This window comes from Vibrio cyclitrophicus, assembly GCA_023206055.1.
In the GTDB taxonomy this organism is placed as follows: domain Bacteria; phylum Pseudomonadota; class Gammaproteobacteria; order Enterobacterales; family Vibrionaceae; genus Vibrio; species Vibrio cyclitrophicus_A.
On the sequence record CP065367.1, the window covers coordinates 1548645 to 1573646 of the forward strand.

At 44.2% G+C, this 25002-nt stretch carries 24 protein-coding genes; 12 read left to right on the forward strand and 12 right to left on the reverse strand.

Going from position 1 to position 25002, the window contains the following annotated elements:
* Positions 1–566 precede the first annotated feature (566 nt).
* Positions 567–953: an MAPEG family protein gene (locus ITG09_22500; protein ID UPR54149.1), complete on the forward strand. Its 387-nt coding sequence runs from the start codon at positions 567–569 to the stop codon at positions 951–953.
* 8 nt (positions 954–961) lie between these two features.
* A complete protein-coding gene (locus ITG09_22505) occupies positions 962–1492 on the forward strand; it encodes a DNA mismatch repair protein (protein UPR54150.1) in 531 nt (176 codons plus the stop codon).
* Positions 1493–1535: 43 nt separating this feature from the next.
* Here ITG09_22505 and ITG09_22510 read toward each other — a convergent pair whose 3' ends face one another.
* Complete coding sequence (locus tag ITG09_22510; GenBank protein ID UPR54151.1) at positions 1536–2171, reverse strand: START domain-containing protein; 636 nt, start codon at positions 2169–2171, stop codon at positions 1536–1538.
* A 180-nt stretch (positions 2172–2351) separates the two neighbouring features.
* A complete protein-coding gene (locus ITG09_22515) occupies positions 2352–2828 on the reverse strand; it encodes a hypothetical protein (GenBank protein UPR54152.1) in 477 nt (158 codons plus the stop codon).
* Positions 2829–2938: 110 nt separating this feature from the next.
* Between ITG09_22515 and ITG09_22520 the strand changes: the two genes are divergently transcribed.
* Both ITG09_22520 and ITG09_22525 read left to right on the forward strand, forming a co-directional pair.
* Positions 2939–3763 carry an AraC family transcriptional regulator gene (locus tag ITG09_22520; GenBank protein UPR54153.1) on the forward strand — a complete coding sequence of 275 codons (825 nt, stop codon included), beginning with the start codon at positions 2939–2941 and terminating at the stop codon, positions 3761–3763.
* 230 nt (positions 3764–3993) lie between these two features.
* A complete protein-coding gene (locus ITG09_22525; protein UPR54154.1) occupies positions 3994–4872 on the forward strand; it encodes a 6-carboxytetrahydropterin synthase in 879 nt (292 codons plus the stop codon).
* 124 nt (positions 4873–4996) lie between these two features.
* Here the strand turns inward: ITG09_22525 and ITG09_22530 are convergent, their stop codons facing one another.
* Both ITG09_22530 and ITG09_22535 read right to left on the reverse strand, forming a co-directional pair.
* A complete protein-coding gene (locus ITG09_22530; GenBank protein UPR54155.1) occupies positions 4997–6037 on the reverse strand; it encodes an acyltransferase family protein in 1041 nt (346 codons plus the stop codon).
* 122 nt (positions 6038–6159) lie between these two features.
* Positions 6160–7116 carry an AEC family transporter gene (locus ITG09_22535; GenBank protein ID UPR54156.1) on the reverse strand — a complete coding sequence of 319 codons (957 nt, stop codon included), beginning with the start codon at positions 7114–7116 and terminating at the stop codon, positions 6160–6162.
* 161 nt (positions 7117–7277) lie between these two features.
* On the opposite strand from ITG09_22535, the gene ITG09_22540 reads away from it, so the two are divergent.
* Together ITG09_22540 and ITG09_22545 are read left to right on the forward strand one after the other, a co-directional pair.
* Positions 7278–7871 (forward strand): TetR/AcrR family transcriptional regulator, encoded by a 594-nt coding sequence (locus ITG09_22540; protein ID UPR54157.1) that lies wholly within the window; start codon positions 7278–7280, stop codon positions 7869–7871.
* A gap of 192 nt (positions 7872–8063) precedes the next feature.
* Positions 8064–8912: an alpha/beta hydrolase gene (locus ITG09_22545; protein UPR54158.1), complete on the forward strand. Its 849-nt coding sequence runs from the start codon at positions 8064–8066 to the stop codon at positions 8910–8912.
* A gap of 158 nt (positions 8913–9070) precedes the next feature.
* On the opposite strand, the gene ITG09_22550 is transcribed toward ITG09_22545, so the two are convergent.
* Together ITG09_22550 and ITG09_22555 are read right to left on the reverse strand one after the other, a co-directional pair.
* Entirely contained in the window at positions 9071–11605 is a 2535-nt protein-coding gene (locus tag ITG09_22550) for a chitinase (GenBank protein ID UPR54159.1), read from the reverse strand.
* A 401-nt stretch (positions 11606–12006) separates the two neighbouring features.
* Entirely contained in the window at positions 12007–12471 is a 465-nt protein-coding gene (locus ITG09_22555; GenBank protein ID UPR54160.1) for a DUF2850 domain-containing protein, read from the reverse strand.
* Between the two features lie 307 nt (positions 12472–12778).
* Between ITG09_22555 and ITG09_22560 the strand changes: the two genes are divergently transcribed.
* Positions 12779–13060, forward strand: coding sequence for a DUF1255 family protein (locus ITG09_22560; protein ID UPR54161.1), 282 nt, complete (start codon positions 12779–12781; stop codon positions 13058–13060).
* 193 nt (positions 13061–13253) lie between these two features.
* On the opposite strand, the gene ITG09_22565 is transcribed toward ITG09_22560, so the two are convergent.
* Positions 13254–14120, reverse strand: a complete 867-nt coding sequence (locus tag ITG09_22565) for a pirin family protein (GenBank protein ID UPR54162.1) — start codon at positions 14118–14120, stop codon at positions 13254–13256.
* A gap of 158 nt (positions 14121–14278) precedes the next feature.
* On the opposite strand from ITG09_22565, the gene ITG09_22570 reads away from it, so the two are divergent.
* On the forward strand, positions 14279–14563 hold the full coding sequence (locus ITG09_22570) for a hypothetical protein (protein ID UPR54163.1): 285 nt from the start codon (positions 14279–14281) through the stop codon (positions 14561–14563).
* Between the two features lie 28 nt (positions 14564–14591).
* Here the strand turns inward: ITG09_22570 and ITG09_22575 are convergent, their stop codons facing one another.
* Positions 14592–15782, reverse strand: coding sequence for a diguanylate cyclase (locus tag ITG09_22575; protein ID UPR55238.1), 1191 nt, complete (start codon positions 15780–15782; stop codon positions 14592–14594).
* Between the two features lie 315 nt (positions 15783–16097).
* Here ITG09_22575 and ITG09_22580 point away from each other — a divergent pair, with 315 nt between their 5' ends.
* Positions 16098–16436 carry a DUF1840 domain-containing protein gene (locus ITG09_22580; GenBank protein UPR54164.1) on the forward strand — a complete coding sequence of 113 codons (339 nt, stop codon included), beginning with the start codon at positions 16098–16100 and terminating at the stop codon, positions 16434–16436.
* Between the two features lie 142 nt (positions 16437–16578).
* Positions 16579–19494: an alkaline phosphatase family protein gene (locus tag ITG09_22585; GenBank protein ID UPR54165.1), complete on the forward strand. Its 2916-nt coding sequence runs from the start codon at positions 16579–16581 to the stop codon at positions 19492–19494.
* Positions 19495–19510: 16 nt separating this feature from the next.
* Here the strand turns inward: ITG09_22585 and ITG09_22590 are convergent, their stop codons facing one another.
* Entirely contained in the window at positions 19511–19972 is a 462-nt protein-coding gene (locus ITG09_22590; GenBank protein ID UPR55239.1) for a GNAT family N-acetyltransferase, read from the reverse strand.
* 168 nt (positions 19973–20140) lie between these two features.
* Entirely contained in the window at positions 20141–21319 is a 1179-nt protein-coding gene (locus tag ITG09_22595; GenBank protein ID UPR54166.1) for a hypothetical protein, read from the reverse strand.
* Positions 21320–21403: 84 nt separating this feature from the next.
* Here ITG09_22595 and ITG09_22600 point away from each other — a divergent pair, with 84 nt between their 5' ends.
* Positions 21404–22072, forward strand: a complete 669-nt coding sequence (locus ITG09_22600) for a response regulator transcription factor (GenBank protein UPR54167.1) — start codon at positions 21404–21406, stop codon at positions 22070–22072.
* Positions 22044–23315, forward strand: coding sequence for a HAMP domain-containing histidine kinase (locus ITG09_22605; GenBank protein UPR54168.1), 1272 nt, complete (start codon positions 22044–22046; stop codon positions 23313–23315). The genes ITG09_22600 and ITG09_22605 overlap by 29 nt, the downstream gene beginning before the upstream one ends.
* An 82-nt stretch (positions 23316–23397) precedes the next feature.
* On the opposite strand, the gene ITG09_22610 is transcribed toward ITG09_22605, so the two are convergent.
* Positions 23398–23655 carry a YdcH family protein gene (locus ITG09_22610; GenBank protein UPR54169.1) on the reverse strand — a complete coding sequence of 86 codons (258 nt, stop codon included), beginning with the start codon at positions 23653–23655 and terminating at the stop codon, positions 23398–23400.
* 156 nt (positions 23656–23811) lie between these two features.
* Complete coding sequence (locus tag ITG09_22615) at positions 23812–24801, reverse strand: rhodanese-related sulfurtransferase (GenBank protein ID UPR54170.1); 990 nt, start codon at positions 24799–24801, stop codon at positions 23812–23814.
* Positions 24802–25002 lie beyond the last annotated feature (201 nt).

The following is a 25002-nucleotide window of genomic DNA, read 5'->3' on the forward strand; positions in this document are numbered from 1 at the left end:
TTGGCTTTCACCAAACGGGGTCTATTCTTTTCGTAGCCATCCTGCTACTGCGCGTTACTTATCTTTCAATAGGTAACTGGTGCTCCCTGCATCGTTCCTTGACGTGGCTAAATCCTTTAACCTATCCAATTCATCGCCGTCCTAGCGGTGTCCTTGCTAACTCATCATCCTGATAAGTGACTCTATCCTAGAGCATAACTTCCTTGCTGATAACTCGTCCTAAGCTATCAAATCTTCATCCTGAAGATACCTAATCCGTTAGGCTTTTTCCTGTTCCTGCCAACTCCCTGTCGACATGTGTATTAAACACTGCAGAGGCTTTACTCACAATCCACCTCAAGAAATAAATGTACTCACTAACCGAAATAAATATGCGTGGATTCATACAAAACAAGGGGTTGGGTTTGTATTTTAGGAATTTTCTGCGAAGCTTGATTGTGATCTCTTACGTTCGGTGTGAGAGATCTCTTACAAACTTTCGGGCTCGACTATCATTTTGCGTTGACCGCATCAATGAATTGATGGGTAATGGATGATGAATAAACACCAAGTAATAGGGAAATATAATGGTTACAGCACTTTACGCAGCTCTGCTGACGGTAGTAATGATTTGGTTGGCGATTGAAGTTATTAAGCAAAGACGAATCAATCTTGTTGCTCATGCCGATGGCGGTGTTGAGTCGTTACAGATAGCACGTTCGGCACAAAGTAACGCGATGGATTACATCCCAATAACGGTGATTTTGATGGGGTTGCTAGAGGTGAATGGGGCTGGTGTGTGGCTTATTCATGTCATTGGTGTGGCGTTTATTCTGGGGCGAGTGATTCACGCGAAAGGGATCTTAGCGAAGAATTTCAAAGGCAGAAAAGTGGGTATGGTGTTAACGCTTATCTGCATGATCTCTTTGATTGTCCTAAACTTAGCTTACCTACCTTTTGATAAAATGTTCTAGGGAGCATTATGGCATTGCGCCTTCCTCCTGCTTGGGCGATTGTCCTTGCAGGGTTAATACTCAACATCATGGCGATTGTCATGTCGAGCTTGGTGTTGGACAAAATTGAAGCGGAGAAAGCGGAATACAACGATCGTAAATACGGCAATGTGTACTCGATACAACTTTCCTGGAATACGATCGAAACCTTAGAGCGTAAGCGTGAAGCGATTCTGATTCACCTTGATAAGCTATCCCCAGAAACCGCTCAACCTGCCACTGTTCTTAATGAAGCGCTTCGCGGCCAACTCCGGAGTTGGGTGAGTGATGAGGTGCCAGCCATCTCGTTGGCTAATTTACCTAAGCTTATGATGCTGATAAACAGTGCTCAAGAAGCCCAACGAGCACGAATTGATGACTACTATTTGGATAATCTGACCTTGGTTGAATTAATCCAAAGGCTCGATGAGAAAATGGCTTTCTACAAGAATATTGCCCTGTTTCTTCAGGTGTTTGGTTTAGCACTTATCTTGGCTCGCGATCTAGCAAGAAGGCCTTAGCTTATCTAGCGTTGTCGCTGCCTGCCTCACTAAACCTGTATAGTTAACGAGACTCACTTGGCAGGTTGGGGTGCTGCTGGCCTTGGTATTTTTGTAGCTGTTCTTTCAGCCCTTTAAACGTGCTCAGTGCACTGCCAATCGATAACTTATTCATCAACCAATTTGGCAAGATGCCACCTGCGTTCGCATACGCGGTGTAGGTAATGTAAGTATTGCCATTGGTGAGCGGTTGCAGCGTCCAAAGTGCGTCCACATCGTAAATTCGAATATACCCTGACTCTTTCGCCAAATAGTTAGATGCATCTTTAATCGACAAGACAAACTGGCCATCCTCAATGCTGTATTTTGAGTAGGTCACCATATCGCGATCTCTAGCAGGCCATGGCGCTTTGAATTGGGTATAGACGATATTTTCATCCTCAGATATCTGCATTAAGACACGACTTTCTGATACGTTATCTATCCAGTTTGGCACGTTCTCACTGTCTTCCAATAACAGCAAAAAACCAGAATAAGTGGTGGGCGTTTGCATTTGTGCTCGTATCTCGACCAAGCCTTCGCTGTGTGGCCTTTTATCAATGATGATGCCATCTTCACTTGTGACGAACTGCCACGGGTTGGCATAAGTCAGTGTCGATAGAGCGCAGAGTCCGAGTACCAAAATCCTAGGTAATGTCATTATTCTTCCATAAAAAGAAAAGCTTATCTGCTAGGAGTATAGAATAGAAATGGGCTTGGTAGGTGTTTCCAATCGCTTTGGGTTTACTTCTTTTGGGAAAATCTAAATAAAAACGGAAGCGTTCGGTCGCTTCCGTTTTATTCTTGGGCAATGGATAAACGTTGAGGGTTAAGCTAAAACCTAAAGCTTATAGGCTTCTACGGTTTTGATCGTCGTCCAATTGCTGTTGGCGTCTTGGATGAATTCTTGCGTGTTCTCCAACCAACGCTTTTGAACTGACTTATCTAAGTTCAAGTACAGCTTTCCATCCTCTACTTTCCAAGCTAATGGGTCGGTTTCAAATTTCTTACCCATTGCCACACCAAAGGCGCAATAGCCGCCATATTGAGGTGCATAAGCTTGTGGGTTGGTTCGGAATTCATCTCGGTTTTCACTGCTCACAAAGTTATAAATCGCATTCTTATAAGTCGCTGTGAACTCAGATGTGCCTTTAACTGGCCCTTCATTGGCAAAGTAAGCGACAGGGTCATAACCTTTAATCGCGAGGTCATTGCTGTCGACGCTCATATCAAGGTCTGCGGCCATTAAAGAAAAGCTAGTTCCAAGTAGCGCGGCCAATAGCGTGATTTTTTGACTGGTCGATTTCATGTGTGACATATCAAGTTCCTTGTCAGTGTTAGTTATCTTGTTTGAAGTAATTTAGCCCACTCGTCCGGTCTATAAAGGGACAAAAGAACTAAAAAGTAAGCGAATCGTTCGGAGGATGCATGGATCTGCTTTCACAACTAATGGAACACTTCTCGATACGTACTGGCGTTTTCTATTCAGGAAACCTGTGTGGGGTGTCGTCGTTTAACGCGCAACAAGGCAAAGAGGGACACCTGCATGTATTGAGCGCAGGGGAGCTGAGCTTGTCTAGCGCTCACACGGAACACAGGCAATTGTCACAACCTTGCATTGTTTATTTGCCGAATAGCACGCCACATGCGATTGAAGGTGTGGGAGACGGTGCGGAAGTCGTGTGCGCGAACGTGGAGTATCGTTCGGGGCAGATGAATCCTTTATTGTCTGCTCTGCCCGACGTGATAGTGATTCCGTTTGAGGAGGCACCTAACTTAATGCCAGTGATCGAGGTGTTATCTAACGAGTCGAGCCAAGAATCGTCGGGGCAGCAGTACTTAATGGACAAGTTGAGTGACGCCTTGATGGCTTTGATTTTTCGTCACCTCATTGAACAACAGAAAATTGATAGCGGTGTTTTCTCGGCTCTTGCTCACCCACGATTGGCTTCTGTGGTCACGGCTATTCATCGATTACCTGCTCGTCATTATTCGATTGTCGAAATGGCGTCACTGGCCGCGATGTCTCGCACTCAGTTTATAGAAGCATTTAAGCGTGAAGTGGGTGAAACCCCAGGTGACTATGTACAAAAGTGGCGGGTGTCTGTGGCTCAGTCGTTGCTGTTACAAAACAAGCCTATCAATTGGGTGGCGGATGAAGTGGGGTACAACAGCTATTCTGGCTTCTCTCGAGCTTTTCAGCATGTTACGGGAATGTCGCCGCGTTTGTGGCTAAAGCAAAATGTGTCGTGAATCGCTGGGCAACCCTAACTGAAATGTGGCTATTAGCATGAGGCTAGTCTATGTTTTAGCGGAAATTGTATGTAGTTTGTTCTTTTATCGGAAGAGGGTGTAAAAAGGTGGACTTTATAAGCTCGTTGTAACATTCTGCCCGTCCTATTTTATCAGACATCAATGAGACGAAGTGCCTGCTGAACATTATTCAGCCTCCCGTATCTCATTAAAGCACTAAGGAGTTCAACTTGAACCTATTTGTAAGAGACCTTACCGTTATCGATTCTTCATACATCTGTGAACACAGAGGGGTCGTAGGAGATAGTTGGATTTTAGATGTCACCATGTCTGGTGAACTTAATGAAATGAGCATGGTGCTGGACTTTAGCCGAGTCAAAAAGCAGATCAAACAGTTGGTTGATCAACATGTTGACCATCGCTTACTGCTGCCAATGAAAAACGCTGCAATTGTTCTTCAAGCAAGCAAAGTCGGTTACTCTAAGGTAGATGTGCTGCGTGGTGACAAGAGCCTGCATCTGCACTGCCCTGATGAAGCATACTGCTTGATTGATGCTGAAGCGATCACCATCGAAAGTGTGACCGCACACGTTTATCATATTCTTCGCGATAACCTACCAAGTAACGTCACAGGGTTAGAGATCACCCTTCGTCATGAGAACATTAATGGCGCGTTCTACCACTACACCCATGGCTTGAAAAAGCATGATGGCAACTGCCAACGCATCGCACATGGTCACCGTTCTCCAGTCGAAATTTTGGTTGATGGTCAGCGTGACGAGCAACGCGAACAAGCATTTGCTCAGCGCTGGGAAGACATCTATTTAGGTTCTAAAGAAGACCAAGTTTCAGTTTCTTCACTTAACCTGAGTGAACACGCGCAAAGCGTTAATGATGAAAGCCACTATGGCTTCCGCTACACGGCACCTCAAGGCGAATTTGAACTAGCGATTGCTAAGAGCGAAACGGAAATCTTACCAACAGATACCACGGTTGAGTTACTGGCAGGCTATATTGCGGATCAAGTTGCCCCAAGCTTGGCAGAAAACCAGTCACTACAGATCGTCGCTTATGAAGGGGTAGGTAAAGGCGCGATGGCGTTCCTATAGCACCTCACGAGTGAGATAATCTCGGTTCCAATATGATGAAATAAAGGCAAGATAACCCGTTATCTTGCCTTTCTTTTTTGTGGCTCTTTAAAACTGATTTAGCGGATAGTTTTAGGCACAAACACTAACGAAGCAGCGCGTGTCGTAATGGCGTTTTTTCGATACCAGCAACCAACATAAAGCTCAGGATAAAGGTGCCGAAGAAGACGGTGATGTCTTTACCGAGTTCCGTGATACCCAATATTCCGCAAACATTGAACAGCACGATAATGATCAGCAGATGGCAAACGTAGATACCTAGCATGCGATTCGAGATAGAACGAACCCAAGCGTAGTTACCCATGTTTGGATTTGCTAAAAGCCACATGAACACGCCCATCCCCCATAGCGCCGTGCCAAACAAGAAATCATTCATGTTGAATCCGACGTCGAACGTGGTTAGCCATGCTGCCTCAGCAAAGTGAATGAACATGCCTAGCGCTAATAATCCCAGCGCCTTGGCCGATGACACCTTCCACTGATTCTGACGAATAAGGAAACCTAAGGTCACCATTAACGTGCTAAAGAACGGGCCATTACGCGTGAAGAAGGGTGCTTCTAACCCGGTTAGCGTTGCGTAGCTGCCTGCCAAAACACCATAAACGTAAAGTACAATAGCCGCCGGTAATAGCAGTTTTTCGAGTTTCATTTCAACCATTAAGGCGATGATCAAAACCGCACACACAAGGGCAGGAATGAACCATAAGTGAACCAACCCCCCCTCTAAGAAAGAGTTGAGCGGGGTATTCATTAAAAAGCCCCAGTAGCCATGGCGTTCGCCTAGGTAACCTAATTCTTCAACCTTAGCGAGGTTGAATGGCATCACTAAGCAAATGATACTCCATGCCAACCATACCTTAAGCAGTGGTTTAGAATAATTATTGACGGTTTGCCACGGGGATGCAGTCAACTTGGGCTGAATAAGATAACCGGAAATTAGGAAAAACAGAGGTACCGCAAAACGAGCGGTTTGGTTGAGTACATAACCGATCCAAGGCACTTCATCTATTTGCCAATAAGTGAGTGCCATTTGACCGTGTAAACCAATGATCGCCAAGATAGCAATCACTCGGCCTAACTCGATACTGGCGATGCGTTGTGAAGGCGTATGTTGAACGGAAGACATATTAGATCTCTAAGAAAATTTTCGTAGAATCTAACAGCCTTTTTATTGAACCAGTTAGCGCTAAATCAAGGGTTGCGAGCTTTGTTTTAAGGCTTGTATTGATTCTTTGAAGCCTGTCGCAGCTATATTAAATCCATTGCAGTAAGTGCAAAAATACCAAGCGTGCAAGTGATAAGTGAAACGACGGTGGTGAGCGCGATTATATTGGCAGCCAATGTTGAATTTCCACCCATCGCACGTGCCATAACATAGCTGGCAGCCGCGGTTGGTGCCGCGCTCATCAAGAAGATAAGCCCAAGATCGAGCCCTTCAAATCCTAAGTACCCAGCAGCCAGTGTAATCAATAAAGGGGAGGCAATTAACTTGTAGCTAGAGGCGAACCACGTTGATAACTTTTCTTGTTTGAGCGAGCTGATATCCAGTGACCCACCGGTACACAGCAGTGCCAAAGGTAACGTCATGTTGGCAAAGTACTGACCAGCGTCTGTCACCATTTTTGGGATAGGAATTGAAAGCGCATAGAAGACGACTGCTAAGAAAATAGCGATGATCAATGGGTTTTTGGTAATCGACTTAGCGATCACTTTAATGGCTTTAGCCCCTGTGTCTTCACCTTTTGGTGTCAGTGCAATCACGGCTTGAATGTTATACAACACGGTTAGGGATGCAACATAGATAGCAGCCAGTGCCACACCTTGGTTACCATAGATATTAGCTACATAGGCGAGGCCGATGATCGCGGTATTAGCGCGGAATCCACCTTGGACAATCACACCTTGATCTTTCGAACCTTTGAATACTAGTTTGGTTGAGAAAATCGTGAATAAGAAAAAGACAAAGTTAGCGATGACGCCAAAGGCAACTAACGCGCTACTGGCTGAAAAGTTGTGATTCGATTGAACAATACTCAGAAATAGCATCGCGGGTAGGGTGACTTGAAATACGACCTTAGATGCGACATCAATGAAATTGTCATTTATTAAGCCGATTCGCTTGAGCATCACACCAAGAAACAGCATTAAACAGATAGGGCCTGTTACTGACGCCGAAAACGCAAACTGTTCCCAAAGTGTGTTCATTTTTTTTCCTTTGTTAGTCGATTTCAATTTCCTTTGAATATTGTCGCATTTTTCCACAGTTCTTTGATAAGACAAAATGAATACCAAGGGTTAAGTAAAAAATCTTGAAAAAAAGAACGAACGTGCTAAAAATAATGTATCAGATTTATTATTGGTGAATAATGAGTAAGGGAAAGATAACCAAAGAGTATATTTTGAGCCATGCATTCGCACTTGCGAGTGAGAATGGGCTTGAGAGTTTGACGATTGGCGAATTAGCCAAGCAGTGTGGCATGTCTAAGAGTGGCTTGTTTGCACACTTCAACTCTAAAGAGAACCTGCAGCTCTCTGTACTCGAATATTCCAACGCCATATTCACTGAAAGAGTCATCATTCCTGCGCGAGAGCTCGGTGATGGTGATATTGAAGCGAAATTGAAGCAGTTGCTCGATAATTGGCTGGGTTGGAACCATTCGTTCCAAGGCAGCTGCATGTTTATTGATGCTTGGAAAGATGCAGGCAGTGAAACGTCTGTGATTCAGAAAGCGCTGCAGAAAACCATTTCGGTTTGGATTGATTACTTGACGATTCAGGTAGCAAAAGCGGTGGAGAGCAAACAGTTCAGAGCCGATTTAGACCCTAAGCAGGCAACCTTCGAGTTGTACGGTCTCTATTTAAGTGCGAACTTGTTCTACTCATTACGAGGCCAACAAGCGAGCCACACGCATTTTTGGAGTGGTGTAGAGCGCTTAATCGCCAGCTGGAAAGCGGTTTAATACATACAGCAGGTTAACTCGCAAATCATGTGAGTCTTGCTGAAGTAAGGTTTACAACAAAATTTTAGAGAAGTGGTGGTAAGCGATGATAAATCGCAGTAGCGCCATTTTTTATATCAACAAATAGCACGGTCGTTCGATTTTAGGGCCGAGCTCGATCCGCCAATTGTGATGGCGATACAAGGAACGGTCATGAGTGACAAAATCTATTTTAATACATCGAACAAATTCAGCTTCAAGCGCAGTTTAATTGGCGCTACAACCAATCTGCATTACATCATAGCGCCGAGCCACGCGAAGAAAACAGCACGTAAGCTGCTACTCACTCCAATGCGTACTGAGCAGAAGAATGCCGATCCGCAAGGGCTCATCAAGAGTGAAATCAAAGGTCGTGATGGAGTCTTAAAAACCTACTCTTTGGGGACGGGTCCTGTTTGGGTGCTGACTCATGGTTGGTCTGGCACCGCGAGTCAGTTTTTTCCTCTGATGGAACATATCGCAGCTAAAGGTTTTACGGCAATGGCTTATGATCACCCTGCTCATGGTGGTAGTGATGGCGTGCATGGTCATATCCCTGCATTTGTGAACGGCTTGGAAGCGATTCTAGATTCAGTTGGTGAAGTGGCTGGTTTGGTCGGTCACAGCATGGGGACTGCTTCTGCGTTGGAATGTAAGCATGTTAAGTTGGAAAACAAACCTCTGTTGTTGATTGCTCCAGTATTGGATTACCTCGAAAACCTATTCGGTAGCGTTGCACGTTCAGGTTATTCAATGAAGTTGTTTGAGGCGGTAGTTGGAGAAGTAGAAGAGCAGTTTAACTACCCAATTCAGTCTGTCGATCCATATGGAAAGCTAGCGCTTCGTGAGTCACAGACGATCATTGTTCATGATGAGCAAGACAAGTTTACTAAGTTTGATGTGTCTGAGCGTGCTGCTAATGAAATGGGTCGCGTTACCTTGATTGCCACTCAAGGCCAAGGCCATGGGCGAGTGATGAAGTGCCCACAAGTATTCGAGAGCTTTGATAACTTAATTAGCTAAGCACAACGAGCGTCATTAAAAAGACCATCAGTAAAAAAATCGTAAGTTAACAGATCAGAAAACGTAAATAAAAAGGCCAACCAGACATTCTCTGGTTGGCCTTTGTTTTAGGGATTGAGTTGATGCTTAGTCAGTCTTTAACTAAACACTGTTTTTAGTTAGCAGCTTGCAGGACCGATCTCTTTCCACACACCCCATTGGCCTGTCGTTGTTGGATCTTCACCTGTTGTCCACCATTTCGCTTCCCAAACCTTACCGCCTTGAGTCACTTGGTCGCCGCCAGTGTAGACCGCACTTGAATCCCAAGCGTTAGTACATGTGCCACCGCCTGTGGTTTTCTTGAGGACTTTCACTGATGCAGCCGCGACTGATGTATCTGTACCATCGCTCACTGTCACAGAGAAGTTCAGTACCGTGTCTTGCGTGTATTCCGCCGCGACAAAGCTTACTGAAGCGCCTTGTACTGTTGCGTTAATACCTGCTGGTACATCCCATGTGAAGCTTAGTGTGTCTTGGTCTGCATCACTAGAAGCCGAAGCGTCAACCACTACTACATCACCCGCATTTACTTCAGAAGGAGCGGTAACTACTGCTACTGGAGCGGTATTAACTGGACCTGTGTCTTTAGGGTTTACCGTTACAACAACGGTGTCGGTAGACGTAGCACCTTCGTTGTCAGTCACGGTTAGGCTAAAGGTCAGTGTCTCTTGCTGTGCGACTTCAACAACATCGAAACTCGCAACAGCCGCATTCGCGTTGGCCAGAGTTACGGCTGTTCCGCTTACTTGTGACCAAGCGTAGCTAGCAATTGTGCCGTCGCTGTCTTTTGAAGCACTGCCGTCTAGAGAAACAGAAGCTGGGCCTTCAACCGATTGGTCGGCACCCGCAGCTGCCGTTGGTTTACGGTTTACAGGATCTGTTGTGCCACCTGCTAGACCTTCATGCATTGCATTCAGGATATCGCCGTTATCTGCATCAATTTCCCAAGAGAATAGACCCGCAAGACCAAGACTACGAACGTACGCGCCTTTTGCTTTCACTGAGCGGTCATCATCAAATGTAATCAACTTTCCTGAAGTTCGGTTCCAAACGTAAGGTGCTTCTGCCATTTCGTCGTAGCCATATTCAAAGCCGTTGATGCCTTGGTTGTTTGCACCAAGCATGTTCGCTTTAATGCCTTTGTAATCGATAACGCCATCTTCCCATACACCCTGAGCAGAGCTTCCGGTCAGTTTGCCATTACCTACGCCAGTCATTGGGTCGCTAGGATCTGAAAGTGATGATGGTAATACGCCTTCCCAACCACGCCCGTACATCGCTGTACCAACCACAAGTTTGCTCGCTGGAACACCTTGCTCAAGCAACAATTGGATGCCGTTGTCTGTGGTGTAAGCAGGGCCAGTGTATTGTTCGCCATTTTCATCAAGGCCTGTGCCATCACATTGACCAGGGCGCATGAAGTTACCGCAGTTGAGTGCTGTTTGGTGACCTAACACGTTGTTCCAACCGCCGTAGAAGTCGTAAGTCATTGCGAAGATATAATCCATGTATTGGATAGCATCGCCGTAGTTCACGTCTTCAATCTTATCGTGACCAACACCAATCGCAGAAGTGAGCTCGTAAGTACGACCATTCTCAGCTTCTAGCTCATCCAGCATCACGCGTAACTCTGCCATCAGTGCAATGTAAGCTGGGCCATCATTTACAGGGTCACCAAGGTCTGGCGCAGCACCGCCTCCACCAGGGAATTCCCAATCGATATCCACACCGTCGTAGAATTTCCATGTGTTGAGGAATTTCTTAACCGATGCAACGAACGTGTCGCGGTTCGCTTTTGTAGTGAAATCGAAGAATGGGTCAGACAGTGTCCAACCACCAATCGATGGGATGATTTTTAAGTCTGGATTGCGCTGTTTTAGCGCCATCATCATTGCGTAGTTACCCTTGATCGGTGAGCTGTATTCATGACCAGCTTGAGGGAAACTCTTCTGGAAAGCTGCCCAAGGGTCATGAATCACCACTTCGTAATCGTTTACACCCTGACAAGCTGTCATGAGTGCGTTGTAGCTGTTGCCGCCTACTGATTTTACTGATTCATTAGGACCACAAATTGGGATGAAGCCATAAAGGATATGGGTCAAGTTGTCAGCGGGTAGGTTATCAACGGTGTAATCACGACCGTAAATACCCCACTCAACAAAGTAAGTACCTACTACTGTGTTTGGATCTGTGTTGTATGACTTGTTGTTTGGATCGACGTTCATCGCAAGTGGTGCTAAGTGTGAGCCATCGGTATCGGCGATAGTGATCTGAGCGGGTGCACTTATGCTACAGCCTGTTTCATCACACGCTTCGATTTTCATTTCGAACAAGCCGCCTTGACCGTATTCGAATGAAGCCGTGGTTTGGCTGCCAGTGATTGGGCCGGTGGCTACTTTAACGCCATCAAAGTAGATGTTGTACGTGTTTCCTGACGTTCCGCTCCATTGGTTGAACTTAACGTCGACCTTCGCTTTATCGTGATATTTAACCATCTGGTTGTAGCCAGAAGTGGTTTCCATCGCGAGTTCAATTTTAGAAAACTGCAGGTTATTGGAACCGTACATGTCGATGCTAGGTGCTGTTGGTGCAGCTAATGCTGTACCTGATAGCGCTAGAGCAATGCTTGCCGCACAGGTATTAATACGAATCATACTATTTCTCTCATTCCTTGAAGGTTACGAGAACCAAATGGCCCCATAAACGGCTCCAATCAGTTTTGAAGGAGCTTCCCTGTCAGTATTCGAGAGAGTTTTAATTTCATAACTGAAAATAAATCCGTTTTCGATGGACAGCTAAAAAATTGTATCTTGTTACAATTCTGTTGCTTAATGAATGAGAGGCTGAGTCCATGTTTTATAAAATAAAACCGTCTTCAGAATGAAAATCTCATAAGTGAAATTACACGACATGAAGTCATGTAAAGGTGCGACAAACTATATGAAAATATCGCAACCTTGAAGCAGCATCACAGAGTATTGAACGTTAGGTAAGGTATTTAAAGGGTGTTGAGAGCGTGCTTAAAGCGTATTGAGAGCTCTTAGGGGAGCGAGGGCTATCTTTTGAATTGCTCTGCCAGTGAAGCGCGTCGTTGCTGCATAACACTGTGGGTATCCCCCACGGCTGTGTCTTCATAGCCCTCTTTAATGAATTGTTGTGAAGGGATGCTTGGAACGAGTCGCTTTAAACGAGGTGAATCGTAGGTGCCACTGATGGTGTAAACCGTTGGTCCAGAACCTGTATTGATAGTGACAACCTTGCCATCAAAATCAAATGAAGTGCTGATGAAGCGATGGTTCATCATCACGCCATTGTCTGAAAGAGTCAGAATATCTGTTTTGTATGGGGGAGCACCAATTTCTATCCATGTGCCATGGACATTGCTTGGACTGACAGATTGCTGGTGGGCTTGATAAGCAAAATAGCTTGCGGTGAGGGCAATCATAAAGCCAGCTAATAGGAAGCCGTAAAGTAGCGAGTTGGCAAATAGATCTCTGCTTTTAGTGGGATTTTTTGCCATTATCTCTTCATTTCCTCACATGTACCGTTCTTAATTCTATAAATTAAAATCTTAGTTTGCAAAGATTGTTATAAGAGTTAGAAGCAGGATCGAATGTTCTAGATAAATGGGTTGCTTTGGATAATTTTCGATTTTTCTAACGGTATTTGTTTAATCAATGCATCTCAACTGTCGAAATGCTTAAGCTATGCGTATTTATTTCTTGTGGGAAAGCCGTGAATTGGTTAAAACAATTATCACCTAAGTTTACGCATAGGCTTATTCGTTGAGCCCAATAACTGCAATTTGAAGATAACAAGGAAGTACAATGATTAAAGAAAACACATACTTTGAAGGGGGCGTTAAGTCGTTAGCGTTTAACCAGTCTGGTGCTGATGTGAGTGTTGGTGTGATGGCGGCGGGCGAATACACATTCGGTACTGCTGCACCAGAAAAGATGACCGTGGTTAAAGGCGCTCTGATTGTAAAGCGTGTTGGTGATGAGGATTGGACAACATACCAATCTGGTGAATCTTTTGACGTTGCGGGCGATTCTTCTTTCGACTTGCAAGTAAAAGAAGCAACGGCTTACTTGTGTGAGTACCTATAAGAAGCTTGAAATTAGTTTCTGTTAAATAAGAAAAAACCACGCTCTAGGAGCGTGGTTAAATAAGTGATAGTAACCGGCAGTGGATAGTGTCACTTGTTTTTACAGCCATCAAATGGACGACCAAAATTCGTTGTTCGTTGTTAAACCTCTTCAGTACTTTTTTCAAAGCTCATTAAAGATCAAAGCTCGGGCATTAGTAAGTCTCAAAAACGCCGTTGTTGTAGTCCTGAATAGTCTGTTCAATCTCTTCCATCGAGTTCATGACGAACGGACCATAATGCACAACAGGCTCATTAATCGGTTGACCAGAAAAAATCAGGACACCTGAATCTTCTAGGCTTTCTAAAGACAATAATTCAGCTTTTGTTAGTAAGGCCAGTTGACCTTGGTTGATGACTTTGTCGCCGATCTGGATAGTGCCTCGGTAAACATAAGCCATAGCATTATGCTTAACATCAGTCCCTAACGTCACTTTTTGCCCTGAATTCGCTCGCCAATCCGCAACGCTTAATGGCACGCCTGTCGTTTGTAATGGACCTTGTGCTTGTATAGCGTCCGTTTCAGCTTGGCTATGCAGTTCAAACCCACCGGAAATCACTCTCAGTAAACCGATTTGTTCGTTTTGATGTTCTGCAATGCTTTCACTTTGGAAGTCATGGTATTGCGCTGGCTGCTTTTTGTGTGTTGCAGGCTGGTTTATCCAAATCTGAAAACCGTGCAATGCGCCTTCTTCCATCATCGGCATTTCACTGTGAATTACACCACGACCCGCGGCCATCCATTGTGCACCACCGCTGCGAAGTTCACCGACATTACCCATGTGGTCTTTGTGCTGGAAGTGACCTTGGAGCATGTAAGTGAGCGTCTCTATTCCACGGTGAGGATGAGGAGGAAAACCGCCAACATAGTCTTTGCTTTCATCTGATTTGAGTTCATCAATCATCAAAAATGGAGAGAAGCGCGCGTTATTAAAACCAGCGAGTCGTTGGATCTTGACGCCATCACCATCTGAGGTGGCATGTGCTGTAATCACATGATCTACCGCTCTTACATTCGTCATTTTGAAATCCTCATAAACTTGAATAGCTGTAGTTTATGTAATTTGATTTCAAAAGAAGATGGCATAGCGTTGAGTGACTTATTCGAAAATCTTGAACAGGTAACAATATGAAATTGTGTCTATACTTGAATAGAGAGTAGACCGTCAAGGAGGCCGCTATGGCAGTTCAGCAAAAACATGGCGAAAGGCATGGTCGGATGGGTTTTGATAACGACTTTACAACGGAGCAAAGTCAGCGTTTTACCGAAGTTGCAAACAGCGCAGTGAAACGCCGCGTGAAAAAGCGTGAGATTGAGGGACCGTTTATTCAGTCTGCTAAGCAAGCCGCTTTTAAAACTGTAGTGAGGCGACCTAAAGGGAATAACCCAAACCGAACACGTCAAGTCGTATGGATCATTGTGATCGGGTTAGTGAGCCTTTGGCTTATGTATATGGCTGGTTAGTTTGCTTAGTTACAAGCGATATTCATGGCTAGAGTTGACGCGTTTTTAACAGCGTTACATTGTTCCCTTCCACTTTCGTTTCAAGACACTTTTCAAGTTCAGATGCATCAGATTCTGAGCTGGTGAGGGTTGTTGGCAAATCTTCTATCAAGGTTGATACTGGGTTGTCGTGATAATAAGCATATCGGTTTTTTCCTGAGTGTTTGGCCACATACATCGCTTTATCGGCGCATCTTGTTAACTCATGTAATTCTTGTGCATCTTGCGGATATAAAGCAACCCCAACACTTAGCGTCAACTCTTTGATCCTTTCGTTTGTCTGGCAACCACTTTCGAACAGCCCGCAAATCCTATCTAAAATGCCGTTTAGGTCCTTACGAGTTGGTACATCGTAGAGCATCAAAACAAACTCGTCTCCAGCAAAGCGCGCGATGGAATAATCGTATTCGTGGCTTTTTCTGTCTCTGGTTCGAATGTTGTTACTCAAGCGATTGGCAAAATGCTGTAAGACACTGTCTCCAACATCGTGTCCGTAGTTGTCGTTAATGCCTTTAAAGTCATCAATATCCAAAAAGACCAATGCCGTAAGTGATTGCTCACTGTCCACTGTCGCTAGTTTTTCTGTTGCCCAGCGTTCAAAGCTCCAACGGTTTGCCAAGCCGGTAAGTTGGTCTCTATAGGCCAGATCTTCAATGCCTTCTCTATAAAGGCGTTGAATATAACTGACGGCTTTTGTGTAGTAATAGGCAGATGTGTGGCACACCAAGCTCATGGTAAACAGGCTAAGAATAAATCTGTGTGTGCTGTTAAATGGCAAAGAAAAGTTGTTGGGCATCGCTGTAATTAAGGTGCTAATGAACAAGCAAAACGAGGTGCTGAAGATAATGCCAATTCTGAAGTCATTAATGAAAATGACCGCAGCCAGAATTGGGTAAAGCCAAAGGATTCGATCGGGAATGGCGTGACTGTACAAAAATAGGATGACCCCTTGAACCAGCAGCACACCACTTAGAATTAATTCGGAATACTTAGAATTGATGACTTTTCTTACATAAAACGCGTTGGAAATGGCAATGATGGCGAAGCTCAATTCGAACATTGACAGCGTGTAATGCTGGCCTTGGAAGTAAGCCCAAGTATAGAAAATGAATAACGCAGCGGCAGTTAGTGAAAAGGAGTGGACAATTTTTTGCTTACGGGTGGATCGTATGTCCGCCATTTCTTCTAGGTGTCTGCCGACGAGCCTTTTCATGTGATCTGTGCCAAAGTTTTTGATTATGGTGTTAATAGTAGAATAAATAACAAGTTATGCAGAGGCTTAGATGTCTATTTAGTGTGACTACTATCAAGGTTTCATATGAAAGAGTATTTAACCAATCCCAAATGGTGATGTATATCACCGACGGTGCGGATTATCTCTAGAACATTATATTTAGGCATCAAATTTGTAACCGTTGTTTGATCATTATCTACTTGCTTTCCAGTGAGTTACTCAACATAGTTTGTAAACGACCAAAATTAAGAAGGGCTCATTATGTTAATTACCTTTAGTTGTAAAGCTCATGCTAGCGTCACGATGTTTGGTGAGGTTGGTCTTCAGTTCATTAAGATGCTTGGGCATAGCGGTACTATCCCAGGCGCTATGGATGCTTCAGAGGTTTCTCAAGCTCTGGATAATTTACGTGCTGCGATTGCAGCAGAGCAGAACAAACCTGTAGAGCAAGAAAATACTGATGAAGACAATGAAGAAGAGGTTGTTGAAGCGCCTGTTAATATCGGAAGCCGAGCTTTCCCATTGGTTGAATTATTAAAAGCCGCCATCAAGGATGAATGCGAAGTGATGTGGGAAGACGGCAGCGGCAAGCGTTTGTAGGATTATTTAATACTGAAAAGGTTGAGTTTAATATCATTGAAGCTTTAATTTATATTGCATAGTTGAACATAAGTTGACTAATGAAAGTATACTGAAACAATAAGTTATATTTATAAACGCATCTTGAACTGAAGGGTATTTAATGGGCTTCTATTTCCGAGCACGTAGCTACACCAGTTTAGTTGGTTCTCTTTCGTTGGCCGTTATTTCAGCGCCGAGCCTTGCCGATATTTCGACAACGCCTGTCATTGGTGGCGTATTCAGTTCTAGTGAAGTTCTGAAAAACCAGGTGCTTTCAAGTTTAAGTTACTCAGCTACGCTTACTCGCGACGCGGCACTTTTCACGATTGGCGGCGTAACATTAGACGCGTACATTCTCGCGCTGCCTTTGGATGCCAAAACAAAAGCGCGAGTGATCGCTCAGCTATCCAATCCGACCTATTCAATTCCCTTGGGCTACTTTCTCTATAGTTACTACGACCGCTATTCAGGTTTGGGGAGTGAAGATGTATTCAAAGGGTATTTGTCGACAGTCTATGATGATGAGGCATTAAAAGGCTTTGAACATAGCCTCTATTATGTCGGTGATGAGCCGGTTTCAGAGCACAAGGAGCCAGATACATCGACGGAAGCGACAGGCCACCATGAAGGGATTCGCATTGATGAACATTTCATTGCCAACATGGTCGTTATCTACGATGCGCTGTTTGAAATCGGTGTTTGGCAAGATATGGACACCCTCCCAGAGAACTACACCTATTTAACGAACAGCCCTGAAGATTTGGCGATCATCGCTCAAATTCAACCGATCATTGTCGAGTTAATCGATAAAGCGGCTTCTGGGATGGATGAAGGCGATATGAAGTCAGCAATGCTTGCGATCGCTGAAGATGGCAAACCAGAAAACGCCGACAAGCCGAACAATAAAGCGCAAGCCCTTACCATTACGCTCATCGATTTTGTGCGCTTAAACTTGCTTAAAGCCTACCGCCAATTTGTGTTTAAAGAAGAACGAGCAGAAGCGCTCGATGAGTGGATGCAACAAGCGTTCAATGACCAGCCTGATGCACTCATTCAGTTCTTAGAATCCCAACAGAACAAGCGCTTTGCGGTTCAAGTGACGGTCGATGGTTTACAGCAAGGCTTAATTGAAGGTTTAGTCGATGAGAATGCGCCTTTCATTTCGGTGGCTTACCAAAATCATAAAAATCGAGCGCAATATAAACCTCAGCTAGAAAAAGTGATTGAGCCTGAACACCAACAGCAGGTTCGGTTTATGGAGGTTCTGTCTGAACAAACTTACCGCGATCCGCACTATTTGCCTTTCTTCAAAAATCTCTATCAAGAGCATCGAGACAATATTAGCCGAGTTGGCATCTCTTCAACTCCGACGATCAGCGTTCGTAACCTACCAATAATTAAGACTGGCGCAAAAGTCTCGGGTCAAGGTGGTACTGGCATTCCTAACTTCCACTTTGTTGATCGAGAGATCGATCGTGCGTATTACTTCTTTGGTAATGATGCCCTGCAGTTGGATGTGTTGATGGCAAGCAACAAGGTACAAACCATGTTTGATCGTCTTGATTACCTCAAAACGCTGAACTGCAACGCCCAGTATGATTGGAATGCGCACACGACTTACGATGGTCTCGTGAACTTAGGTTTGGGAGAGTCGTTACGTGATTATGGAGAGAAACGTTGCGTTAAAGAGCTCCAAGAACGTTCTGAAGTAGAAGTGACTCTACGAGATAAGCGTGCAGCCTTGACTGAAGATATCGAAGCGTATCAATCTATATCAGGTTTTGATTTCTTCACCAAATATTCTAAGAAAGTTCAGGTTAAACAAGCTATCACTCAGTACGCTGAACTCGATGGAAAAGGGATGCCGGACTACACCTTGGTTTATAACCCATGGCCGGATCACTTCGCGCATTTTACAGGACCTTTTAGTGATGAGATCTTAATGCCAACCGGAGAGCTAAACCGATTGGATTACTGGATTCGTCAAATTGAAGCGACTTACCGCAGTGCTGGTGTCTACGATAAAACCCTGTGGGGCATGGCGGGCGATCACGGGTTAACACCAGTGTTCTACGCGCTTAATCCTGAGAAGCAAGTATTTGAAGGCTTACAAGCAGAACTAGATTACCCAATAGTCGTTAAGAAAATATCATCAGATGAAGGTGAAGGGCCAAAAATCACCAATGCTCTAAGCTACCCAAGCTCGAAGGAATTGGATGTGGTGGTCGCTTCGACTGCTGGCGGTAATTTTATGATGGATTTCTTTAATTCAGGCCAAGGTTGGAAGGTGCAACCCATCTATCAAGAACTCAAACAATGGACACCGCTTGCTGCGCCTGAAGGTGAGAGTATTGATGCGGTTGCTCAGATCGTGCAACGGTTACCTGAAAGCCTTGATTACATGGTCGTAAGAGAAAGCACATGTGATCAACAACGCTGCGCTGTTCGTGTGATCGGCAACCGTGATTTAAAGCGCGTCGATGAATTGATCACACGCGAGGGCGACAAGCTTTTCTACGAATCTTTGGATGCAAATCGACCTCCAATTTTACTCAACACCCAAACGCTCAACCCATATTTGGCGGCACCAAGCAAGGCTGACTTTTCGCATTATTCCAAGCTAGTAGAAAAGTGTATTAACCGAGCGGTTAAGGCGAATGTGACAACCTGGTGTAGCAGTGCTGAGTGGACTTCATTGACGCAACCAACACCTCGACCAGATTCAGTGAATCAACTGGCTAATATCTACCTTGAAGATAGGGCTGGTACGGTTAACTTGTTCCCTAAAGCGGGAATTGGCTACAACACCAAGGTTCCGGGCCGTCATGCTGGTGAAGACTACTTAGAGAAAGACGCATTCATCGGTTTCTGGGGCACGCCAATTGGTGAAAACTCACAACCATTAAAAATCCAAGCCAATGGCTCGTTAGCGCCTACGCTGTTTGAATATTTGACCGGAGAGATGGTGGTCGCAGGCGAGAATGGTTGGGGCTTTCCGTCGTTGCTGAATAAGTTGGATGTGTCAGCCGAGCGCTAGTGATTTAGCTCTCTACCTAATTAGCTGTGTATGCGTGGTCATTTAGATTGAGAGCCATCCCCGCAAAATCCTCATCGCTGTCATCAACAATTTGGTAGCCAAGCGCCTGATAAAAACTAATGGCGTGAGTGTTACTTATAAAGCTCGACAGAGTGACTTGGTTTCGTTGTTCTTGATGGGCTTTTTCGTGGATGAGTGACATGATTTTTCTACCAAGAGATTGAGCTTGGTATTGAGGGAAAATGATCAGAAGGTGTACATGGTATACGTTGCCGTAAGGCTTGAAGCAGACGAGTCCTACTCTTTCGTTTTTATGGTATATCCTATGAAACCAAGAGGGATGATAATCATTGATTAGGCGTTGACGTTGAAAGTCGTCGTCCCAGCCGAAAACGTTATCTACGTGTATGAAGAGCCCTGGCTTAACAAACGCAAACAGAGCTTCAAATTCAGAATTTGAAACGAGCCGGAATTGTATGTTCTCTTCTTTTATTGCCACTTTACTTCCTTATTAAACGCCTTTTGAATAAGCAAATAGTAACATAGTTGAAAAGGTAGGCTTCATCTGTCGTGTGGATTATTTTGATGCAAAAAAGCCATGCGTAGTGCATGGCTTCTGAACTTAATAACAACGATGTTTTATGCGTTAGTCGTTGTCTTCTGCTTCGATTTCGCTCGCGATGTACTGGTTATTAACTTTGTAGGTTTCAGCCTCAATACGTTGACCATGTAAAGTATCGAAACTTAGGCCATCTTCATAGCGAGTATTTTGGTTAACGTATACGGTTTGATTACCAGAGGTCGTCTGAATAACAAAGTTTAATGCTTGCTCGTCGATACTCTGAACCACACCTTCAAAATCGATGTCATTGTCATTCCAATCTTGTGAATCATCGTTGTGTTCAAATTCGATTTCGGTAGCAACATTTTCGCCGTTAGCTTGTTTCGTTGTTACTTCGACTTCTGCTCCTACTCTTAGGTTTGACTTGTTACCATCTTCGTAACGAGTGCTGTCATTGACAACAAAGCGACCCTTGTAGTTTAAATTGAATGATGATTTATCGTTTGCTACTGAAGTAATTATACCTTCGATTTCGGTGTCACTTTCAAGCTCATCGAAGTCCTCTACTTCTACTTTGTTAGCAATCAGTGTTGAATTGAGCATTTTACCTGTCACTTCAACCCAAAGCCCATCAGCTAACTCTGATTCATTAGAGTCATTGTCAATACTATCGATTGTATACTCGACATTGAGAGACCCACCTAAATTGAATGTTAGTGTGTTTAGGTTCAGGTTAGTAATCAACCCCTCAACCTCAACCGTTTCGTATTCATCTGACGGTTCAAATTTAACTACAGACAGCACTTTGTAACCTGTATTCGCTGTTGGTAAAGAAGAGACCATAACCCAATCGCCATTTTCAATTTCACGTGACAGATCTGTAAAGGTCAATGCGATGCCATTAACTTTAAATGTGCCATTATTGTGGTTGGTGTCTGAAATAAGACCGACGATGGTCGGTTCAAGAGCAACTTGAGCTCCGCCAGTGTTAGCTGAAGCGCTACGAGCATTAGATGAAATAGAGACCATCATGTTCTTTTCTAGGTCTGCAATTGCCACATCTTCGCCTGCATAGTTCGCACCGTCTACTTGATAGCTATAGCCATTCACAACAATGGTGTTGCCAGAAACAGAGTCAATGGTACCTTGAACTGCTGATGGAGCTTGCGTGTTGTTATCGTTGCTTCCATTGCTATTGCTGTCACTACCGCCACAGCCAGTTAGAATTAAACCGACAACTGAAATCAGCGCTAACTTTTTCATCTATATACTCTTTATTTGGTTTATTGAGGGTGTATCTTATAAACTCAAACGTGAAGCACTCGTGAAGAAAGGTGAAATAAATCGATGAAAGTTTTGATCGTTGATGACAGCCACAATGTTGCAGAAACCATTGCCGATTACCTAGAGTTAGAAGGGATGGTGATCGATTGTGCTTATCATGGAGAAGCGGCGTTAAAGTTAGCGTCTGAGAATCATTATGACGTGATTATCATGGACATAATGATGCCTAAATTAGACGGCATCTCCGCTGTTAGAAAGTTAAGAGAAGAGGTGCAGTGCCCTACGCCAATTCTATTTTTAACCGCTAAAGATAGGTTGGATGACAAGATAGCGGCCTTTCAAGCGGGTGGAGATGATTACTTGGTGAAGCCTTTCGCAATGCAAGAGCTCAGTTTAAGGCTCAACGCATTGGCAAGCCGAGGACCACGCCAAGACATCGGAAAGCTGAGTTTTGCCGATATCTCTCTCAACTCGCAGACCGACGAGGTATACCGAGGAGGTAGGCTAATTAAGTTGAGTCGAATCCAGTTAAAAATACTAAAAGTCCTTATGCGACACGCGCCAGCGATTGTTTCAAGAACTGAAGTGATTGATTCCGTTTGGGGTGATGAATCGCCAAGCAGTGATGCACTTCGAAGTCATATCTATGGCCTGCGTAACGCGCTCGATAAAGGATTTAAACATTCACGATTAGAGACTATTCATGGACAAGGTTACCGACTCAAAGCATAACGGCTCAAATCACGGCGATTACCCGAGTATCTACCGAAAAATCCGTCGCAGCTTTGGTTTGATGACCTTGGTCATGTTTGGCCTTTTCTGGACAGTGATTTATATCGCTGAAAACCAGATGGAAGTTATCAGCCTCCATCACTGGCTAGACACTGAAGCTAATCGTTATACGTCTGAATATCAGTTGCTTGGCGAAGATGCGTTGTTGCCGAATAAAAATGAGTTTTCAACCTATTGGAGTGAAAGGGAACTGCCCAACTGGTTAGCTCGATACAAAGAGCCCGGTTTCTATGAACATCTGTTAGGTACAGAAGATAAACATTTTTACGTATTCGAACACCCCTCAGGCAAAGGGCTGATGTATATCTTGTTTCAAGATGACGCCGACGACTACCTCGACGAGTATGAATGGAGCCTCCACAACTATACCCTCATACTTGGCGGTTTAACGTCCATTTTTATGGTTTTGTATGGGATCTATGTTGTACGCTCGCTGTCGAGGCCACTCAATCAAATAGAAAAGAAAATAGGGCAAATGCACCCTGAGCAGCCAAGCTTTGAAGTTGAGACGTCTTACGCTGAAACACGACATATTGAGCAAACGCTTTTAGATTCAAAGAATCACATTTCAGGATTTTTTCAGCGGGAAGAGGAGTTCAATCGATTTGCTTCTCATGAACTTAGAACCCCGATTATGGTGATAAAAGGGTCGGCTGATCTGCTAACTAAAGTACCCAATCAACCTCCTGTTGCGTTAAAAGCGATTAACCGCCTGCAAGAAGCGAGTGAACAGATGCGAGTGCTGACTGAAATGTTTCTGCTACTTGGTAAAGAGAGTATCGATGAGCACCATTTCGGTCACTATGACCTGTCAGCCGAAGTTCAGAATCAGTTGCTTGAAATGGCGCCTTTGTTTGCTAAGCAGGATGCTAGTTATGATCTGAACGTCAAGGAGACTGTCACTGTGTATGCACCAGAGAGCTTTATTACTATTGTATTGAATAACTTAATTAAGAACGCGTTTAGCTACAGTATTGGTGATGTTGGAATTGAGGTGACAGGTTCTAAATTGATGATCACTAATCGTCATGATGGCAATGAGACTTACAATGCTGGTTATGGTTGTGGACTAGTGATTGTGCAACGAATTTGTGAGCGAATGGGTTGGAGTTTTGAAACTCAAGATGATGGACTTCAATTCAGTACTTATTTAGATTTCTCAGCTGATAGACAGGTTGGGTAACAGGTAATTCCAATTACAAAAAAAGAACCCATAGAGAAGAGCAGTAGTGTGGCCAAGTTAGCCACACTTGCATAATGAGTTGTTATACGAGCTTAAGCGCATGATGGCGAGTGAGCTGTTTGTGTAGCGAGTCTTTCAGCGCCATGCGTTCTACTTTGAGATTGTGCATGCTGTCGTCATCGATAGGGCTGCCAGAGATTTCTAGCTGACGGATGTCGTAGTCGAGTTGGTGATATTTCTGCATGTCTGCTTTGAATTTTTCGTCGTCGTGGTTGAGCTGAACAATGTCTAATTTAAGATCTGGGAAATCTAAGATAAAGGCATGGTTTTCATTGAGCATTGGCACTTCCTCTCTAGTCGAATTATCTTCAGTATAGAGTCTATTTTTGAAGATAAATGTGTTCTTAAACACAAAGCGAGAGCAGGATCAAAAAAGGGCATAAACGTTCCATTGTGGATTCGCTGATGCCCTTTGTTATTTTAGTAATATTAAAAACTACTTCGCTTTCTTACCAGAGCGCTGCTGCTCTTTGTGCGCTAGCTTTTCTTTCTTACGTTGATCGATAAGGTGAGCTGCATCGCCGCCTACGTGGGTTTCACCACGAGCATTCGACAGTTGAACTTGCTTTTCACGTTCACGGAAACGGGCTTTTTGCTCGTCGCTGTGCTTATCAATACACTTAGGGCAGCTTACGCCTTTCTCGAAGTGCTCAGAGGCTTTGTCTTCGTCAGTAATTGGCAAGCGACAAGCATTACACACATCGTAATCGCTCTTTTCTAGCTGGTGGTTTACCGCAACACGGCCATCAAATACGTAGCAGTCGCCTTCCCACATGCTCTCTTCTTCTGGTACTTCTTCTAAGTACTTAAGAATGCCGCCTTCAAGGTGGTAGACCTCATCAAAGCCTTGCTCTTTCATGTATGCTGTTGATTTTTCACAACGAATACCGCCAGTACAGAACATCGCGACTTTCTTGTGTTTCTTAGGGTCGAGGTTATCTGCCACGTATTGAGGGAATTCACGGAAGGTTTCTGTGTTCGGGTTTACTGCGTTTTTGAACGTGCCGATATCGACTTCGTAGTCGTTACGAGTATCAACCAAAATCACATCTGGATCAGAGATGAGGTCGTTCCATTCGTTTGGTTTAACGTAAGTACCGACAACATGGCGAGGGTCGATACCTTCAACGCCCATGGTTACGATCTCTTTCTTAAGCTTAACCTTGGTGCGATTGAACGGTTGTTCTTCGTTGAACGACTCTTTGTAAACCACATCAGCTAAGCGAGGGTCTTGTTTGAACCATTTAAGAAGGGCGTCGATAGATTCACGCTTACCCGCAACGGTGCCGTTGATGCCTTCACTCGCAAGTAACAAAGTACCGCGGATTTGGTTGGCTTCTAACACGTCAGTGAGTGGTTGGCGAATTTCTTGGTAATCATCAAGTGCTACGAATTTATACAGAGCACATACAACATATTGAGACATGGTTTTTCCTTTCTGCGAGCTGGAACGTAAATCCAGAGCGGTTGCCTTTTATGGTACCGACTGAGTTTGATTCACTCAGGTTTACCCATATTGGCTTATTAAAATCCGCCGCAGTATAACCAAGCCAATGTAGGACGAAAACCAACCAAAAGTAGGGCTATTTATCATTTTGATTTGTGTGGTTTTAGGCTTGCAAAGATA